Origin of the sequence: Streptomyces sp. ISL-94 (assembly GCF_018614075.1) — a bacterium.
Taxonomy (GTDB): domain Bacteria; phylum Actinomycetota; class Actinomycetes; order Streptomycetales; family Streptomycetaceae; genus Streptomyces.
This window is the reverse complement of the sequence record NZ_JAGGOZ010000042.1, coordinates 71511-85844: the sequence shown is the minus strand read 5'-3', so window position 1 is coordinate 85844 and position 14334 is coordinate 71511. Positions and strand designations below refer to the sequence as shown.

The following is a 14334-nucleotide window of genomic DNA, read 5'->3' as shown; positions in this document are numbered from 1 at the left end:
TCCGGCCACAGCACTAGGCTGACGGCAACGCGCCAGGTGATCAGGCGCGTGGTGTGCCGGGAAGTCTGGTCGGCGTCGAAGGTCCGCGCGCCCGCGTACGGCGCTGATACATCCGGAGAGTCTCGCCATGACAGCACAGTGGATCGGCCTGATCGCCTTCACCGTCACCCTGCTCCCCATCGGTCTGGCCATGGCCGCCAACCGGGTACCCGAGCGGCTGCGCCTCAGGCCGGCGCCCGTTCGGTCGCGCGGCTGGGCCCTGCTGCTCATCTACGCCACCGCGCCCGTCAACGCGATCCCCCGGCTGGCCGGCGCCTCCCCCGAGCTGACACTCATCTGCACGGCCGCCGGCGGGGTTCTCGCCGTCGCCGGCATGCTGCTTCTGGGTATTACGGCCTACGCGCAGCAGCGCGGCCCGGTCGGGGATCGACCGGCACGAACCTGACCCTTCGTCGCCCTGCTTGGATGCGCTCGCGTCCAGTTGACGCGCGAAGTCGTCCGTATCGCCGCCGCGGCCGGTGCCCTTCCGGCCGCGTTGGGGGGCGGAACGCTCCCCGGCGCCACCGCGCAGGCCGCGTTCGCCGTCGCGGAGGCCGGGCTGGACCTCGCCCGGGGGAAGAGCAGCGGGACGCGGTTCGCGGCACGCGCCTCCACCGCCGTCGTGTCGGCCGGCCTCCTGTGGGGTTGCGGTGTCGTCGGTCAGAGCGTCCTGCCCGTTCCTGTGGTCGGCGCGCTCGTCGGGGGTGTGGTGGGTCAAGCGGCCGCCGGCCTCATCGTCCGGGGGCTCCAGACCGCCCTGCTCGCCGCACGTGCGGACGCCGTGGCCGAGGCCCGGATCCGGCTGCTGGAGCGGGAGGCCGAATCGCCGCCCCCGGGCACCGCTCGCGGCCGCCGGGTGGCTCACCGGCTGCCGGAAGCCGGAGATGCGGGTCGCTGCGGCGGGTGCTGCAATGGCTGTGGAGCTCCGCCTGCCCGTGGATGCGCGGGAAACGCCCCGTCGCGTGCGAGGAGTGGTCGGAATGGTCATGAGCCACGACATCGAAGAGCTGGGAACGCCGGCCGGCATCGGCGTGGCGGGAATTGCGGTGTACGAGCTCGACTCCGCGGATCGCGCCGGGAGTTGGGCCGGGAGTTGCTCCGGGCCGTCCTGACGCCGTGGAACGCAACGCGGGCCGTCAGGGCCGGCGCGTCCTGCTGGGGTGTGCCCTGCGCTCGGTGGCCTCGGTCGGGCTGCTCACGGCGCTGTTCTACATGGCGCCCCTGGACGGCGGGTTCAGAGCCCTCACCGTCGTGACGCTCGGGCTCGGGCTCGTGCTCTTCGGCCTGCTGATCGCCTGGCAGGTCACCGCCATCACCCGTGCCCCGTACCCGCGGCTGCGCGCCGTCGAGGCGCTGGCCATCGCCGTACCGCTGTTCCTGCTGCTGTTCTCCGCGACGTACTTCCTGCTCTCCCAGGAGGCGCCGCAGTCGTTCTCGGAGCCGCTGAGCCGGACGGACGCCGTCTACTTCGCGGTCACGGTGTTCGCGACCGTGGGGTTCGGGGACATCGCGCCCGCCGGCGAGGCCGGCCGCGTGCTGACCACCGTGCAGATGGTCGCCGACCTGATCGTGGTGGGAGTGATCGCCAAGGTGCTCTTCGGCGCGGTCCAGATCGGGATACGGAGGCGGACGCGGATGCGGGGACGGGGGCAGGCGTCCGTCGACCCCGTCGACCCCGACGGCGCCGACCCGCACGACGAGCCCGGAAGTGAGCCATGACGCAGTCGCGCCCCCGGTCCCAACCGCCCGTCAGCGGGACGCAGCCGCAGGAGGCGGACGTCCTGCGGCACACGCTCCGCAGCGCCGGGTATCTCAAGATGCTCGGCTTCTGCGCCCTCATCGGCGTCCCGGTGTCCCTCGCCGCCTTCTGGTTCCTCGTCGCGTTGCACGAACTGGAGCACGCGCTGTGGGCGGACCTCCCCCACGCGTGGGGCTGGGACGCCCCGCCCTGGTGGTGGCCGCTGCCCCTGCTGCTCGTCGCCGGAACCGCGGTCGGCCTGGTCGTCACGCACCTGCGCGGCGGCGGCGGTCACATCCCCGCGTCCGGACTGCACACAGGTGGCGCCTCTCCGGCCGCGCTGCCCGGGATCCTGCTCGCGGCGGTGGCGGCTCTGCCGTTCGGCGCGGTGCTGGGACCGGAGGCCCCGCTGATGGCCCTGGGCGGCGGGCTGGCCCTGCTGTTCCGGGATCTGGCCCAGGCACCGGCGACCCCGCAGGGCACCGCGCTCGTGGGCGCGGCGGGGGCCGCGGCGGCCATCTCCGCCATCTTCGGCAATCCGCTGGTCGCCGCGGTGCTGCTGATCGAGGTGGCGGGCGTGGGCGGGCCGCAGCTGTTCGCGGTCATGCTGCCCGCCCTGTTGTCCACCGGGGTCGGCTCCCTGGTGTTCACGGGCCTCGGACGCTGGACCGGGCTGGCGACCGGGGACCTGTCGCTGGAGCTGTCCGTCCCCGTCCCCCGCCTCGACGGGGCCGATGTGCTGTGGTCGGTGGTCATCGCCGTGGCCCTCGCCGCCGCCCTGCACCCCGTCCTGGCCGCGGCCCGGGCGGTCGCCGCGTACGTCACGGCCCGGCCCTTCGTACGGACCGTCCTGTGCGCCCTGGGCGCCGCGGTCTGCGCCGCCCTCTACGCGCTGGTCACCGGCCGCGCGCCCGACGAGGTGGCGGCGTCCGGCCAGGCGACGCTGGCCGCACTGGCCGCCGACCCGCATGCCTGGGGCGTCGGCACGCTGCTCGCCGTCCTGCTGTTCAAAGGCGCCGCCTACGCCCTCTGCCTCGGCGGCCTGCGCGGTGGCCCGGTGTTTCCCGCGCTCTTCCTCGGCGCCGTGGCAGGCGTCCTCCTCGCGCCGCTGCCCGGCCTGGGCATCGTGCCCGCGATGGCGGCGGGCATGGCGGCGGGCGCGGCCGGCACGCTGCGGCTCCCGGTGAGCAGCGTGGTACTGGTGATCCTGCTGCTCGGCGGCACCGCGATGATGCCGGTGGTGATCCTGGCGGCCGTGGTGGCCTTCGTCGTCACCGAGCTGCTGCCCGTGGGGGCCTCGGCGCCCGCGGTACCCGCCGAGCCCCCGGCACGGTAGCCCGACCGCCCCCTGACCGCCTCGGCGTTGTCGTCTACATCGGCCTCGTGGTCTGGGCGAAGCGCAACCCGGGCGCGCTGCGGACCGAAGAAGGCCCAGGTCACCGGTGACCTGGTGACCTGGGCCTTCGTAAGGGACGGGGACTACGCGCCCGGGACGACCTCGATGAGCGCGCCGCGGCGGTCCAGGTCGAGGACGTGCGCCAGGTCCCGCTCCAGCACCTCGGGATCCGCGTGGGCGAGGACGACGCGGCCGTAGGAGGTGATCAGGTCGGTCGTCTTCGCGATGCGGTCGCCCGGGGCCTGCTCGCAGGTGTCGAAGAGGTAGCTGTCGAGCTCCCGGCAGGACTCCCGCACGCGGTTCGCCGCGACCACGCCCCCCTCCGGGGCGGAGAGGAAGCACTCGACGACGCCCCGCCGCAGGGAGGGCCGCACCCGGGTCAGGCGCTCGAACTCGTCCGACGCCACGCGCGACGCCAGGGTCAGGTCGATCACGGAGTGCGAGGACGACTCCTCGACCAGCCTCGGGCCCAGTCCGCCGTGCATGCGGGCGCCCGTCTCGATGAGGACCGGGCCGTCCTCGGTGAGGATGAGCTCGCTGTGGGCGGGGCCGTTCTCGATGCCCAGCGCCGCGAGCACCTGCTCGACGTAGGCCACGATGCCGGGGTGTTCGCCGACGTCCACCGACGACATCGCCCGGTAGACGGGGTTCCCGTCGACCGTCTCCTTCGTGTAGCGGAACATGTTGACGACGAAGGCCGAGCCGTCCAGGGACACCGAGTCGACGACGAACTCCGGTCCCACGATGCGCTCCTGGACCAGGACCCGGGTGATGAGCTCGCCGGCGAGGTCGTCCCGGCCGAACAGCTTCTCGCAGGCGGCCCGCACCTCGTCCGGCGACGAGCAGAAGAACACGCCGTCGGTGGCGAAGGACTTCACCGGCTTCACGACGTACTCGGCCAGGCCGCTCGCGGCACACCACGCCACGGCGGACTCGGTGTCCTCGGCGAGGTGGTGCGGGATGTACCGGATGCCCGCGTCGCGCAGCCGGCCCTGCATCAGGAACTTGTCGCGCCGGGCCTCGGAGGACCCGGTGTTCGGGCGCATCCCCCAGTGGGCGGCCAGCAGGTCGTACGCCTCGACCCCCGGCTCGGACCCGCAGATGAGGTGGTCCGGCCGGCCGCCGCACAGGGCCTCGACCGCCCGGGCCGTCGTCAGGACGTCCGCGTAGCGCAGCTCGGCCACGAAGTCCTCGGCCGGGTAGGACGCGACGAGCGCGGCCGGCAGGGTCTGCGACGTCAGCACGGCGATGGAGTCCAGGCCGTACAGCTCCTTCGCGCGGCGGGCCAGGGCCGAACCGCTGGAGTACGGGTCCACGACCACGAGCTTCCCCGTGCCGCCGCCGCTGCGGATCGCGGAATCAGGCATTTTCCAGCACCTTCTCTTCGCTCTCGCCGCTCTTCTCGCTGGGCGCGGGCTCATTGGTCCGGACCATGGTCATCGCGAGCGACCCGACGAGGGCGCAGCCGGCCGACACCCACAGGGCCGTCTGCCACTGACCGCCGTCGAGCAGATCTCCGTAGACGGCGGCCGCGACCGCTCCGCCCAGGTAGAACGAGGACTGCCGCATGCCGATCGAGACCATCTGGCGCGCCGGCGCGAAGCCCGACATGGCGACCGTGTCCAGGAGCGGCATCAGGCAGTAGTTGAACAGCAGCCGCAGCAGGTAGAGCACGATGAAGACGGCCAGCGGCACGGTCAGCGACTGGAGCAGCAGGCCGAGCACGGCCAGTACCCCGAAGAAGGCGGCGCTCGGACGCAGCGAGAAGCGCTTGACCAGGACGGGCGCGAAGATCGCGCCGAAGATGCTGACGATCTTGTCGGTGCCCAGGATGAGCGAGATGTCGCTCACCGGGATGTCGTAGACCTGCTGGAACAGGACGTTGGCGAACCGGAAGAACAGCGCGATCGACGCGCCGAGGAACCCGGCCGCCAGGAAGAGGGCCACGAAGTTGCGCTTCTCGACCGGCGCCTGGGTCTCCTCCTGCGAGGCCGCCCCGGCCGTCTTCACGACCGTCCGCGCCGACGGGAGGCGCATGACGAGCATCAGGCAGGCCGCCAGGAAGGACAGCAGCAGGAAGAAGCGGTACTTCTCCAGGTCGCTGGTGTGCAGCCAGCCGCTGACCGCGGACACCAGGGCGGAGCCGATGACGCCGGCGCCCAGGTAGGAGATGAAGAACGCACTGAACAGGCGGGTACGGGAGGCCTGCGGGACCTGAGCGCCGGCGATGGCGTTGCCCACCGAGAGCAGGCCGAGCATGCCGGCGAGGATCAGGCTCAGGACGACGGAGGCCGAGGCGACCGAGGCCACGAACGGCAGGCCGGCGAACGGAACGGTGTAGAGCACCGACGCCCCGATGAGCAGGGTCCGCTGCGACATGTACCGGCCGAGGAAGAGGAGCGGGATGACGGCGACCGCCATGGCTCCGGTGGCGATGGCGTAGATCACGCCCGCATCGCCCTCGTTGATGCCGCGCTCGGCGAGGTAGAAGTTGAACACCACGTCGAACATGGTGTTGGCGAGCCCCATGAAGAAGGACGCGGCCAGGTAGAAGTAGATGGGCCGGGGGACCTGGGACAGTTTGCTAAACAAGGGGAGCACGTCCCTGGGTCGGTTCGAGTACGTGTCCGGAGTGGCGCTCGATCAGGGCCGCGCCGTGGCTCCACGGGCCGTAGCCGTCCCGGGTGGCCAGGTGCCCGCCGCCGGGGATGATCTCGACGCTGCTTCCCCAGGTTTCGGCCAGTGCCAGGCCGCGTTCCAGCGACAGGAACGGGTCGTTGTCGCAGACCACGAGGTGCGTCTTCATCGGCAGCCCGACGGTGGGCAGCGGTGCCTGCGGGCTGATGGCGGGCAGCGTGTCGGCCGCCTCGACATCGGCGGGGGCGACGAGGAGCGCGCCGACGACCCGGCTGTCCCAGTGGGTCGCCGCCCACTGCGCGACGGTCACCGAGCCGCAGCTGTGGCCGATGAGGAAGACCTCCCCGTCGATGCCGCGCACGGTCTCGTCGAGCCTGGCGACCCAGCGGTCGCGGTCTACGGTCGCCCAGTCGTCCTGGACGACGCGGGAGAACCCGGCATAGGTGTTCTCCAGGTGCGTCTGCCAGTGGTCCGGACCGGAACCGGTATACCCCGGTACGGTCAAGTAGTGCATGGAATTACCTTTCGAGCCCGAGGTCCTGGAGGGGAACGCTGAGGCCGAAATGGAGCCCGAGCAGTTCTTGGAGCTGTGCGCCGTCGTCGACGGGGGTGGTGGTGCTGCTGCCGTCCGCGACGATCGTGAGGTTGCCGTCCCGGACGCTCACCCGGCCGGTGGAAGTGGGGATGCTCGCCACCTTGTACTGGTTCAGCAGGCTGTGGGGCGACGCCGTCGTGTAGAAGTGCGCCATGTCCAGATCGGCCGCCTCGGCGGGGGCGTCGACGAACCGGTAGATGTCCTGCCAGTCGGCCGCGTTGACGGCGTGTTCGTGGATCGACACCGTCCACGCCGGAGCGCCGGCGCCGCGGTCGAGGCTGACCCGGGTGGAGAGGGCCGGGTGGGTCAGCTGCTCCCCGTCCGCCAGCCGGACCGGCCCTCTGGGGCCCCGGGCCCCGTAGCCGATGTCGAAGAGCCAGCGCTCCGCGTCGACCGTCACGATGAAGATCTGGTGGGTCGCCGGGCCCTTGGGGCTGACGCCGGCGCCCAGCCGCAGCTCGTAGTCGAATCCGCACGCGTCGAGCAGCCACTGCATCATCCGCCCCGTTTCGAAGCAGATGCCGCCGCGGCGGCGGTCCACGATCGTCTCGCGGAGCGCCTCTCGGGTCAGGCCCCGCTCGGCGTTGCCGTGCATGCTGAAGTTCTCGAACGGGACGTTGTACAGGTGTGCTTCATGGATGCGCCGAAGGCAGTCGAGGGTCGGCTCCAGGGGCGTGCGGAGTCCGATCCGGTCGGCGTAGTCGGCGATGAACTGGTTCACAGGGGTCTTTCTGGTCATGGTCGTGGGGGGCCGGCCGCCGACGTCAGACGTTGAGCACGAGCCGCGTGCCGATGGACTTGCTCACGCAGGGGAGCATGTAGCTGGATGCGGCCTTCTCCTCGTCGGTGAGCACCTCGTCGCGGTGGTCGATCCGGCCGGTGCGGACCTCCACCTCGCAGGTCCCGCAGATGCCCTGCCGGCAGGAGGACGGGACGCCCACGCCGTTGCGGTTCAGCGCGTCGAGCAGCGGCTGGTGCTGGGCGGCCTCGAAGGTGATGCCGGTCTTGACGCATTCCACTTCGACGGAGGGCGGCATGCCGCCGGCGGTGCCCGCCGCCGAGCCGTCGGTGATCAGCTGCCGTGAGCCCGGGGCGCGCTCCACGGCGTCCCGCACCGCCGCGACCATCCCGGCCGGTCCGCAGACGCCTACGGTGCTGCCGACGGGGATGCCGGCGACCACCGCGTCCCAGTCGGGGCGGCCCTGGCCTGCGGTGTCGAAGGTGACGACGCTGCCGTTCTGCTCCCGGGCCAGCTCCTGGACGCGCTCGAGGAACGGGAACTCCTCCGCGCCCCGGTCGACGTAGAAGAGCCGCCAGTCGCGCAGCCGGCCACCGGACAGGACCGCGAGGACCGGGTTGATGCCCACGCCGCCGGCCGCGAAGTGGGTGAACGGGGTGGCGTCCTCGGCGGTGAAGTGCCCGCCCGGAGCGGAGACCCTGACGGGTGCTCCGACGTGCAGGCGGGGCGAGAGGTGGTCGCGCCGGCCGCCCCTGTCGCGGTTGCGGACTGCCAGCTCGTAGCCCTCCTCGCCGGACGCCAGGACCGTGTAGGTCTTGTAGCGCGGGCCCACGCGCAGGGTGAGGTGCTGGCCGGGCACGGCGGCCGGCAGCGGCGCGCCGCCGGGTGCACCGGTGAGCCAGTACTGGGTGACGGTCGGGGTCAGGGCGCGCGCGGCCTGGACGGTCGCGGCCCGCACGGTCTCGGTCCTCACGCGATCAGCCCCGATTCCTGGAACGCCTCGAGCGTGGCGGTGTGCTCCAGCGCCCCGGCCTCGACGAAGTACTGGAGGGTGGGTCCGGCGCCGCGGCGCACGTCGTCCACCACCGTGTCGCGGGTGTAGCAGTCGCTCATGATCTGTTCCACCTCGTGGCCGGCCAGGCCGGACGCCCGCAGTCCGAGGGCGGCGCTCGCGTAGTCCGGCTCCAGGAACGCGAAGATCAGCCGCGGGATGTACGGGCCGGCCAGCTCCCGTTCCTTCTTCGTCATCGCGGGCCACAGGAACCGGAGCAGCGTCGAGAAGTAGGAGTGGTGCTTGGCCTCGTCGACCGCGTGGTCGGCCACCATCTCGCGGACCCCCTCGGGGAGCCGCTTGTCCTGCGGCAGCTCGTCGAGGATCGAGGAGATGAGAGTTTCGCTGACGATGGCGAACAGCAGCTCGTCCAGGCCGCGGATCTGGCTCGGCAGCTCTTCGTGGATCCGCGCGAGCTCGTCGGTGAAGGTCGGTGTGTCCGGGAGGGCCGGGGCGATCCCCGTGCGGGTGCGGACCTCGCGCAGGATCTCGTAGGTGAACTGCGCGTGCCAGGCCTCGTCGGTCACGATCTTGAAGGCGTCGAGAAGCATGTGCTCGGGCAGGTCCAGCCCGGACATGCCGCGGCTGATGTGCCCGGTGACCGGGATGACCGCGCTCTGCTCCAGATCGATGGTGAACTTGAGGTATTCGTAAAGGCGGTGGACCAGGACGGTCTCACGGATGCGCGGCTCGGCCTGCTGGAGGATCGGGTGCGAGAGCGCGGGGACGAGCTCCGGGCTGAAGAAGAGTTCCCCGTCGCCTTCCAGCACCCGCATCGGGCTGTTTCGGACGGTGGCGACTCGTTCCCAAGTACGGAAGCGGCTGCGGTAGTCGGCTTCTACAAAAGCCTGGTCGAGGCGATTCTGGTGCCGGCGGGCGAGAACGGTCCGGTTCGCCGTTCTCGCGAATTGCAGTGCCATGCTTTAAACCTTCATGTGACTGCTCAGGCCGTCGTGTGACCTGTATGTGGTGGTGTCGTTGGCTGGAGGATGTCCATCGACACAAGTGCCCGTCAAGCGGCAGAAGTTTGCCGCTGTACGGAGTTGCCCGGTTCGTCAGCATTGGAAAAGCGCCGAATCGGACAAATGAAAGGCGACCGGCAAATGTTTGCCGGTCGCCGGTCGGAGAGGGGGGGAAGCGGCAGAACTTTGCCGCTTACGGTCGCACGGGGGTGTGTAGAGTGTTCGCTATTCCGCTGAACTGCCGTTCTGTTGTGCGGGGATACGCACACGCGGGGGCAAGGCGGGATGCTGCGGCAGCAGCATGACGCAGCGCATTCCGTGCTGGTAGGCGGGGAGGAGCACCTGAGAGGTGACGGTGATCTGTTCGGTTGAGATGTGGGGAAGGCTCAGCCGGTACCGGTGCCCCTGGCGGAAGGCGATGACCTTCGGCCCTTGCGCCCAGAGCTGACGGCATTCGGGATCCTGCAGGATCCGCTGGAGAAGACGGTCGAGCGATGCACTGTCCGAGCCCGTGGCCAGGGCGAACCGGAGCATCGCCAGATAGATCTCCGCGTGCTGCCGCCAGTTCAGCATCTGTTTGCGCGCCTCTTGTTCGGTCAGCGCCCAGTGCATGAGATTGGCACCCGGTTCGCGCACCCAGGGAAACCAGGCGGCCATCAGGGTGTTGTAGCCCAGGATGTTCCATCCGCCGTCCGTGAGATAGGCGGGGAATTGGGTCTGGCTCGTGACGAGTCGCAGGAGCGCCAGCTGGTCCTCGGCCGCCCCCTCGTCGTCCGCGAGGGCGACGCCGGCGCCGTCGAGTGCGCGGCTGTACAGGACCATCCGCTCGTCGGGACCCAGCACCAATGCCTCGGAAAGCCGGCCCAATATGTCACTGGACAGCGATATGGAATCCCCTGATTCCAGACTTCGATACCAGCGCTCGCTCACGCCCATGAGTTCGGCGACTTCCTTCTGCGGAATTGCCTTTTCTCGTCGCAGCTTTATACCTGCGTCAACTCGCCAGACGCGGAGGAGCTGCGGCAACTCCATGGTCTGAAGGGGTGGGTCGGCGGGCGCGGAAGGGCGATTATGAACGCCACTTGTCCCCATCGTTGACTCTCCCCGTGATGGTGCGATATCGACTTGTGGTCAGGAGTCGCAGTGTACAGCGTGACGCGCGTCTCAGGGCCTTGCGCGAACAGCCGCGAGGCCGCTTTCATGCAACCAACTGCCGACCACCCCCCGGCGGTTGAGAGCCTGGAACAGGAAAGCAGATCCCTATGCACCAGCCGACCCCACCCCACGGCCGGCCAGTAGAAGTGACCCGGGCAACAAAGCGGCGGGTCGTGATTACCGGTTTGGGGGCGATCACACCCCTCGGCACCGGCGTTCCGGACCTGTGGCACGGGCTCCTCGAAGGACGGAGCGGCGTCCGGCCCCTGGAAGGTGCCGAGTTCGACGGTCAGCCCGTACGCATCGCCGGGACCGTGCCGCAAGACCCTGCCGAACTGCTGCCCAGGCCCCAGGCACGACGGATGAGCCGCGCCTCCCAGTTCGCGGTGATCGCCGCCCGCGAGGCATGGCGCGACGCGGGCTTCGCCGCGTCCGGGACCGTCGAGAGCGGCATCGACCCGAGCAGGGTCGGCGTGTCCATCGGCACCATCATCGGCGGCGCCCCCGTCCTGGTCGACGGTGACCGCCGGCTGCGCGACAAGGGCCCTCGGGGTGTTTCCCCGCTCACCGCCCCGATGACCGTGCCGTCCCAGCCGGCCGCCCAGATATCCCTCGACCTGCGCATCACCGGCGAGGCGCGCACCGTCGTCAGCGCCTGCGCCTCGGGCACCGAAGCCATCGGGCAGGCCATCGACCGCATCCGCCACGGGCACCTCGACATGGTCTTGGCCGGCGGCACGGAAGCGGCCGTCACCCCGGCGGTGATGGCCTCCTTCGCCGCCATGCGCGCCCTGTCGACCCGCAACGACGAACCCGAGCGGGCCTCCCGCCCCTTCGCCAAGGACCGCGACGGCTTCGTCCACGGGGAGGGCGCCGGTCTGCTCGTCCTGGAGGCGGAGGAACACGCCCTGGCGCGGGGCGCGCACATCTACTGCGAGGCGGCGGGCTGGGGCCTGTCCGCGGACGCCCACCACCTCGTCGCACCCGACCCCTCGGGCGACGGAATCGTCCTCGCGCTGCGCCGCGCGCTCGCCGACGCCGGATCCGTACCGGGCGACGTGGTCCACGTCAACGCGCACGCCACCGCCACCGTGGACGGCGACCTCGCCGAGGCCACGGCGCTGCGCCGGATCCTGGACGAGCGCGGCGCGCAGGCCCCGGAGGTCCCCGTGACGGCCGTGAAGGGCAACCTGGGCCATCTCCAGGGGGCCGCGGGCGCGGTGGCGGCCGTGGTCGCCGCCCTCACCCTGGACCGCGGGCACATCCCGCCCACCATCGGATGCGACGATCCCGACGACGCCTGCGCCCTGGACGTGGTCAGGTACGTGCCGCGCTCCCTGCCGGCCGACGGCGACGTCGTCCTGAGCAACTCCTTCGGCTTCGGCGGCCACAACGCGGTCCTCGCCCTGCGCCGCGACCGGTCGGATCGGGCGGACCGCGCCGACCGCGCCGACCGCTCGGACCGCTCGGACCGCGCAAAGGAAGAAGAGGCCGCATGACCGACACCGCCCCCACCCCCGCCCCCGCTCCCGCCCCCACTTCCCAGGACCTGGTCCGCGCGTTCCACCGGGCCTTCGGCCTCGGCGTCGGGTCCACCCCGGCCAACGTCTCGCCGGAACTGGCCCGGCACCGCCAGGTCCTCCTTGAGGAGGAGGTGGCCGAGCTCGCCGAGGCGACGGAGTCCGGCCGCCTGGCGGACATCGCGCACGAACTGGCCGACGTCGTCTACATCGCGTACGGGACCGCCGCCGTGCACGGCATCGACCTCGACGCGGTCCTGGCCGAGGTCCACCGCGCCAACATGTCCAAGCTCGGCCCGGACGGCCGCCCTTCGTACCGGGAGGACGGCAAGGTTCTCAAGGGCCCGTCGTACCGCCCACCGCAGGTCGCCGCCGTCCTGCGCGACCAGTCCTGACCGGGCCCCCGAAAACGGCTGGGCCCAGGCCGGGTTCTCCCGCGGCGAGCGGGAGGCCGCCTGACGTGACCTGGATCACACAAACGGATCCCGTCGGGAGCGATGAGTTCGGAGCGGTACGCCGGTCTCTTATGGCGTACACACCGAGTGAGAGAAACCGAGGGAAAGAGTCCCATGCGCATCGTCATCAGTGAGTTCATCAGCCTCGACGGCGTCGTGCAGGCCCCGGGCGGCCCCGAGGAGGACACCGACGGCGGCTTCGCGCACGGCGGTTGGTCGCACCCGTTCTTCGACCCGGAGGTGATGGGCGGCGCCATCGGCGAGGCCATGGCGACGACCGAGGCGCTGCTGTTCGGGCGCCGCACCTGGCAGACGATGGCCGCGGCGTGGCCTGAGCGGGCCGGCGACCCCTTCGCCGACCAGATGAACGCCATGCCCAAGTACGTGGTGTCCCAGACCCTGGCCGAGCCCGACCTGACCTGGAACAACACCACGCTGCTCCCCGGCGACGAGGCCGTCGCCCGGATCAAGGAGCTGCGCGAGACCGAGGGCGGCGACCTTGCGGTCATGGGCAGCCCCACGCTCGTACGGACGCTCCTGAGCGAGGGTCTGGTCGACGAGCTCCGACTGATGATCATGCCGGTGCTCCTCGGCGGCGGAAAGACGATCTTCCCCGAGGACGGTGGGCTGCGCACGCTCGAACTGGTCTCGACTGTCGTCAGCGGCACGGGCGTCCACGTGTGCACCTACCGCCCGGCCGCCGGCTGACCCTCCTCACTCCAGCTGGTCGGTGAACCGCTTGAGCGCCTTGGCGCCGAGCGGGTCCACCAGCGGGTGCAGGGCCCGGTCGATCAGCCGGACGCCCGGGATGCGCAGGGCGCCGAAGAAGGCGAAGCGGGTGCCGTCGCCCTCCGGTACGGCCGCCATGCCGCCGAGGACGAACCGGCTCTGCATGAGGCACCAGCCGGGACGCAGCACGATGTCGAAGCGCGCCCGCCCACGGGATTCTCATCGCTTCCTCCTTGAGTGACGTCTCGGGGAGGAAGAGGAGGCGGACCAGCCGGACATTCCCGTGAGCCGGGTCACACCGGGGTCCCGGTCAGGCCGAATATTTTCTGCAGGCAGAACAGAACTGCGCCAGCTGATCCGAAAGGAAATCTGATCTGGTCGGAGTAGACATGGTCTCCCGTGAGGGTTAGCGTCTCAGGGGTGACATCTGAGAAGTCCCCGCTCGCCGACAGCCTCGACGACGACGACTACCCCGCCTACACGATGGGCCGGGCCGCGGAAATGCTCGGCATCACGCCCGCCTTCCTGCGCGCCATCGGAGAGGCCCGCCTCATCACCCCGCTCCGCTCGGCCGGCGGCCACCGCCGCTACTCGCGGTACCAGCTGCGCATCGCCGCACGGGCCCGGGAGCTCGTCGACGGCGGTACGCCCGTGGAGGCCGCCTGTCGGATCATCGCCCTGGAGGACCAGCTCGAAGAAGCCCTCCGGCTGAACGAGGAGATGCGCCGCAGACGGGAAAATTCCTGAGGCGGCCGGCACCGTTTATACGACTTCCGTGACTGAATATCTGTTACTGCCGCTGCAGAATTACGGAAGGCGGGGAAAAGTCCCCCACCCACCCGCTCCTGCTGTGCTACGGTGATGTGAGTTGCAGTTGTGGTTCCCAAAAACTTACAAGTGCTCTCATCGGACTATTCGATGGGCGCTCTTTTTATTTGCCGGTGTCTTTTTTCCGGTCGGGGCAACCAACGCGGCGACTCCGGACTCGCACAGTGCGGATCCGGGCACTGCCCCAAAGGAGAATTCATATGGCATCTGGCACCGTGAAGTGGTTCAACGCGGAAAAGGGTTTTGGCTTCATCGAGCAGGAGGGTGGCGGCGCTGACGTGTTCGCCCACTACTCGAACATCGCCTCCTCTGGCTTCCGTGAGCTTCAGGAAGGCCAGAAGGTTACCTTCGACGTCACGCAGGGCCAGAAGGGCCCGCAGGCCGAGAACATCGTTCCCGCCTAATCGCTGACGCGTACACGCAGCTGGGGCCCGCACCTAGGGGTGCGGGCCCCAGCTCGCTGTTTTTCACCTGCCCGCGCCCCGCCGCT

The 14334-nt window shown here is 70.5% G+C and carries 17 protein-coding genes; 9 read left to right on the top strand and 8 right to left on the bottom strand.

Annotated features, from left to right (window positions below):
• The first annotated feature begins 127 nt into the window (after nucleotides 1-127).
• The 4 genes from J7E94_RS15815 to J7E94_RS15805 all read left to right on the top strand — a co-directional run bounded on the left by J7E94_RS15815 (nucleotide 128) and on the right by J7E94_RS15805 (nucleotide 3113).
• Nucleotides 128-445 (top strand): hypothetical protein, encoded by a 318-nt coding sequence (locus J7E94_RS15815; protein ID WP_215016002.1) that lies wholly within the window; start codon nucleotides 128-130, stop codon nucleotides 443-445.
• 580 nt (nucleotides 446-1025) lie between these two features.
• Nucleotides 1026-1151 carry a hypothetical protein gene (locus J7E94_RS35415; protein WP_285440765.1) on the top strand — a complete coding sequence of 42 codons (126 nt, stop codon included), beginning with the start codon at nucleotides 1026-1028 and terminating at the stop codon, nucleotides 1149-1151.
• 4 nt (nucleotides 1152-1155) lie between these two features.
• Nucleotides 1156-1758 carry a potassium channel family protein gene (locus tag J7E94_RS15810; RefSeq protein ID WP_308345105.1) on the top strand — a complete coding sequence of 201 codons (603 nt, stop codon included), beginning with the start codon at nucleotides 1156-1158 and terminating at the stop codon, nucleotides 1756-1758.
• Nucleotides 1755-3113: a chloride channel protein gene (locus tag J7E94_RS15805; RefSeq protein ID WP_215016000.1), complete on the top strand. Its 1359-nt coding sequence runs from the start codon at nucleotides 1755-1757 to the stop codon at nucleotides 3111-3113. Before J7E94_RS15810 ends, J7E94_RS15805 begins: the two co-directional genes overlap by 4 nt.
• Nucleotides 3114-3256: 143 nt before the next feature.
• Here J7E94_RS15805 and J7E94_RS15800 read toward each other — a convergent pair whose 3' ends face one another.
• The 7 genes from J7E94_RS15800 to J7E94_RS15770 all read right to left on the bottom strand — a co-directional run bounded on the left by J7E94_RS15800 (nucleotide 3257) and on the right by J7E94_RS15770 (nucleotide 10189).
• Entirely contained in the window at nucleotides 3257-4540 is a 1284-nt protein-coding gene (locus tag J7E94_RS15800) for an ATP-grasp domain-containing protein (protein ID WP_215015996.1), read from the bottom strand.
• Nucleotides 4533-5765: an MFS transporter gene (locus J7E94_RS15795; RefSeq protein ID WP_215015995.1), complete on the bottom strand. Its 1233-nt coding sequence runs from the start codon at nucleotides 5763-5765 to the stop codon at nucleotides 4533-4535. Before J7E94_RS15795 ends, J7E94_RS15800 begins: the two co-directional genes overlap by 8 nt.
• Entirely contained in the window at nucleotides 5758-6324 is a 567-nt protein-coding gene (locus J7E94_RS15790) for an alpha/beta hydrolase (protein ID WP_215015993.1), read from the bottom strand. The genes J7E94_RS15795 and J7E94_RS15790 overlap by 8 nt, the downstream gene beginning before the upstream one ends.
• 4 nt (nucleotides 6325-6328) lie before the next feature.
• The gene (locus J7E94_RS15785; protein ID WP_215015991.1) at nucleotides 6329-7144 is read right to left on the bottom strand and encodes an arylamine N-acetyltransferase; all 816 of its coding nucleotides are present in this window, start codon (nucleotides 7142-7144) and stop codon (nucleotides 6329-6331) included.
• A gap of 25 nt (nucleotides 7145-7169) precedes the next feature.
• Nucleotides 7170-8117, bottom strand: a complete 948-nt coding sequence (locus tag J7E94_RS35700) for an iron-sulfur cluster-binding domain-containing protein (RefSeq protein WP_215015986.1) — start codon at nucleotides 8115-8117, stop codon at nucleotides 7170-7172.
• Nucleotides 8114-9115: a diiron oxygenase gene (locus tag J7E94_RS15775; RefSeq protein ID WP_215015984.1), complete on the bottom strand. Its 1002-nt coding sequence runs from the start codon at nucleotides 9113-9115 to the stop codon at nucleotides 8114-8116. The genes J7E94_RS35700 and J7E94_RS15775 overlap by 4 nt, the downstream gene beginning before the upstream one ends.
• 267 nt (nucleotides 9116-9382) lie before the next feature.
• On the bottom strand, nucleotides 9383-10189 hold the full coding sequence (locus J7E94_RS15770; RefSeq protein ID WP_215015983.1) for a helix-turn-helix domain-containing protein: 807 nt from the start codon (nucleotides 10187-10189) through the stop codon (nucleotides 9383-9385).
• Between the two features lie 296 nt (nucleotides 10190-10485).
• On the opposite strand from J7E94_RS15770, the gene J7E94_RS15765 reads away from it, so the two are divergent.
• The 3 genes from J7E94_RS15765 (at nucleotide 10486) to J7E94_RS15755 (ending at nucleotide 12995) form a co-directional block, all read left to right on the top strand.
• Nucleotides 10486-11811, top strand: a complete 1326-nt coding sequence (locus J7E94_RS15765) for a beta-ketoacyl synthase (protein WP_374224447.1) — start codon at nucleotides 10486-10488, stop codon at nucleotides 11809-11811.
• Nucleotides 11808-12227, top strand: a complete 420-nt coding sequence (locus J7E94_RS15760; protein ID WP_215015980.1) for a MazG nucleotide pyrophosphohydrolase domain-containing protein — start codon at nucleotides 11808-11810, stop codon at nucleotides 12225-12227. The genes J7E94_RS15765 and J7E94_RS15760 overlap by 4 nt, the downstream gene beginning before the upstream one ends.
• Before the next feature lie 174 nt (nucleotides 12228-12401).
• On the top strand, nucleotides 12402-12995 hold the full coding sequence (locus J7E94_RS15755; RefSeq protein ID WP_215015978.1) for a dihydrofolate reductase family protein: 594 nt from the start codon (nucleotides 12402-12404) through the stop codon (nucleotides 12993-12995).
• Between the two features lie 6 nt (nucleotides 12996-13001).
• Here the strand turns inward: J7E94_RS15755 and J7E94_RS15750 are convergent, their stop codons facing one another.
• Nucleotides 13002-13181 carry a hypothetical protein gene (locus tag J7E94_RS15750; RefSeq protein ID WP_215015976.1) on the bottom strand — a complete coding sequence of 60 codons (180 nt, stop codon included), beginning with the start codon at nucleotides 13179-13181 and terminating at the stop codon, nucleotides 13002-13004.
• 318 nt (nucleotides 13182-13499) lie between these two features.
• Between J7E94_RS15750 and J7E94_RS15745 the strand changes: the two genes are divergently transcribed.
• Both J7E94_RS15745 and J7E94_RS15740 read left to right on the top strand, forming a co-directional pair.
• Nucleotides 13500-13763 carry a MerR family transcriptional regulator gene (locus J7E94_RS15745; protein ID WP_251056737.1) on the top strand — a complete coding sequence of 88 codons (264 nt, stop codon included), beginning with the start codon at nucleotides 13500-13502 and terminating at the stop codon, nucleotides 13761-13763.
• Between the two features lie 281 nt (nucleotides 13764-14044).
• Nucleotides 14045-14248, top strand: coding sequence for a cold-shock protein (locus J7E94_RS15740; protein WP_030011983.1), 204 nt, complete (start codon nucleotides 14045-14047; stop codon nucleotides 14246-14248).
• Nucleotides 14249-14334: the final 86 nt, after the last annotated feature.

What these genes read in the sequence shown, in the direction of transcription:
- J7E94_RS35415 (WP_285440765.1), top strand. Translation starts at nt 1,026, where the DNA reads ATGAGCCACGACATCGAAGAGCTGGGAACGCCGGCCGGCATCGGCGTG.
- J7E94_RS15785 (WP_215015991.1), bottom strand. Translation starts at nt 7,144, where the DNA reads ATGACCAGAAAGACCCCTGTGAACCAGTTCATCGCCGACTACGCCGAC.
- J7E94_RS15805 (WP_215016000.1), top strand. Translation starts at nt 1,755, where the DNA reads ATGACGCAGTCGCGCCCCCGGTCCCAACCGCCCGTCAGCGGGACGCAG.
- J7E94_RS15815 (WP_215016002.1), top strand. Translation starts at nt 128, where the DNA reads ATGACAGCACAGTGGATCGGCCTGATCGCCTTCACCGTCACCCTGCTC.
- J7E94_RS15745 (WP_251056737.1), top strand. Translation starts at nt 13,500, where the DNA reads ATGGGCCGGGCCGCGGAAATGCTCGGCATCACGCCCGCCTTCCTGCGC.
- J7E94_RS15770 (WP_215015983.1), bottom strand. Translation starts at nt 10,189, where the DNA reads ATGGAGTTGCCGCAGCTCCTCCGCGTCTGGCGAGTTGACGCAGGTATA.
- J7E94_RS15755 (WP_215015978.1), top strand. Translation starts at nt 12,402, where the DNA reads ATGCGCATCGTCATCAGTGAGTTCATCAGCCTCGACGGCGTCGTGCAG.
- J7E94_RS15740 (WP_030011983.1), top strand. Translation starts at nt 14,045, where the DNA reads ATGGCATCTGGCACCGTGAAGTGGTTCAACGCGGAAAAGGGTTTTGGC.
- J7E94_RS15750 (WP_215015976.1), bottom strand. Translation starts at nt 13,181, where the DNA reads ATGCAGAGCCGGTTCGTCCTCGGCGGCATGGCGGCCGTACCGGAGGGC.
- J7E94_RS15790 (WP_215015993.1), bottom strand. Translation starts at nt 6,324, where the DNA reads ATGCACTACTTGACCGTACCGGGGTATACCGGTTCCGGTCCGGACCAC.
- J7E94_RS15775 (WP_215015984.1), bottom strand. Translation starts at nt 9,115, where the DNA reads ATGGCACTGCAATTCGCGAGAACGGCGAACCGGACCGTTCTCGCCCGC.
- J7E94_RS15800 (WP_215015996.1), bottom strand. Translation starts at nt 4,540, where the DNA reads ATGCCTGATTCCGCGATCCGCAGCGGCGGCGGCACGGGGAAGCTCGTG.
- J7E94_RS15760 (WP_215015980.1), top strand. Translation starts at nt 11,808, where the DNA reads ATGACCGACACCGCCCCCACCCCCGCCCCCGCTCCCGCCCCCACTTCC.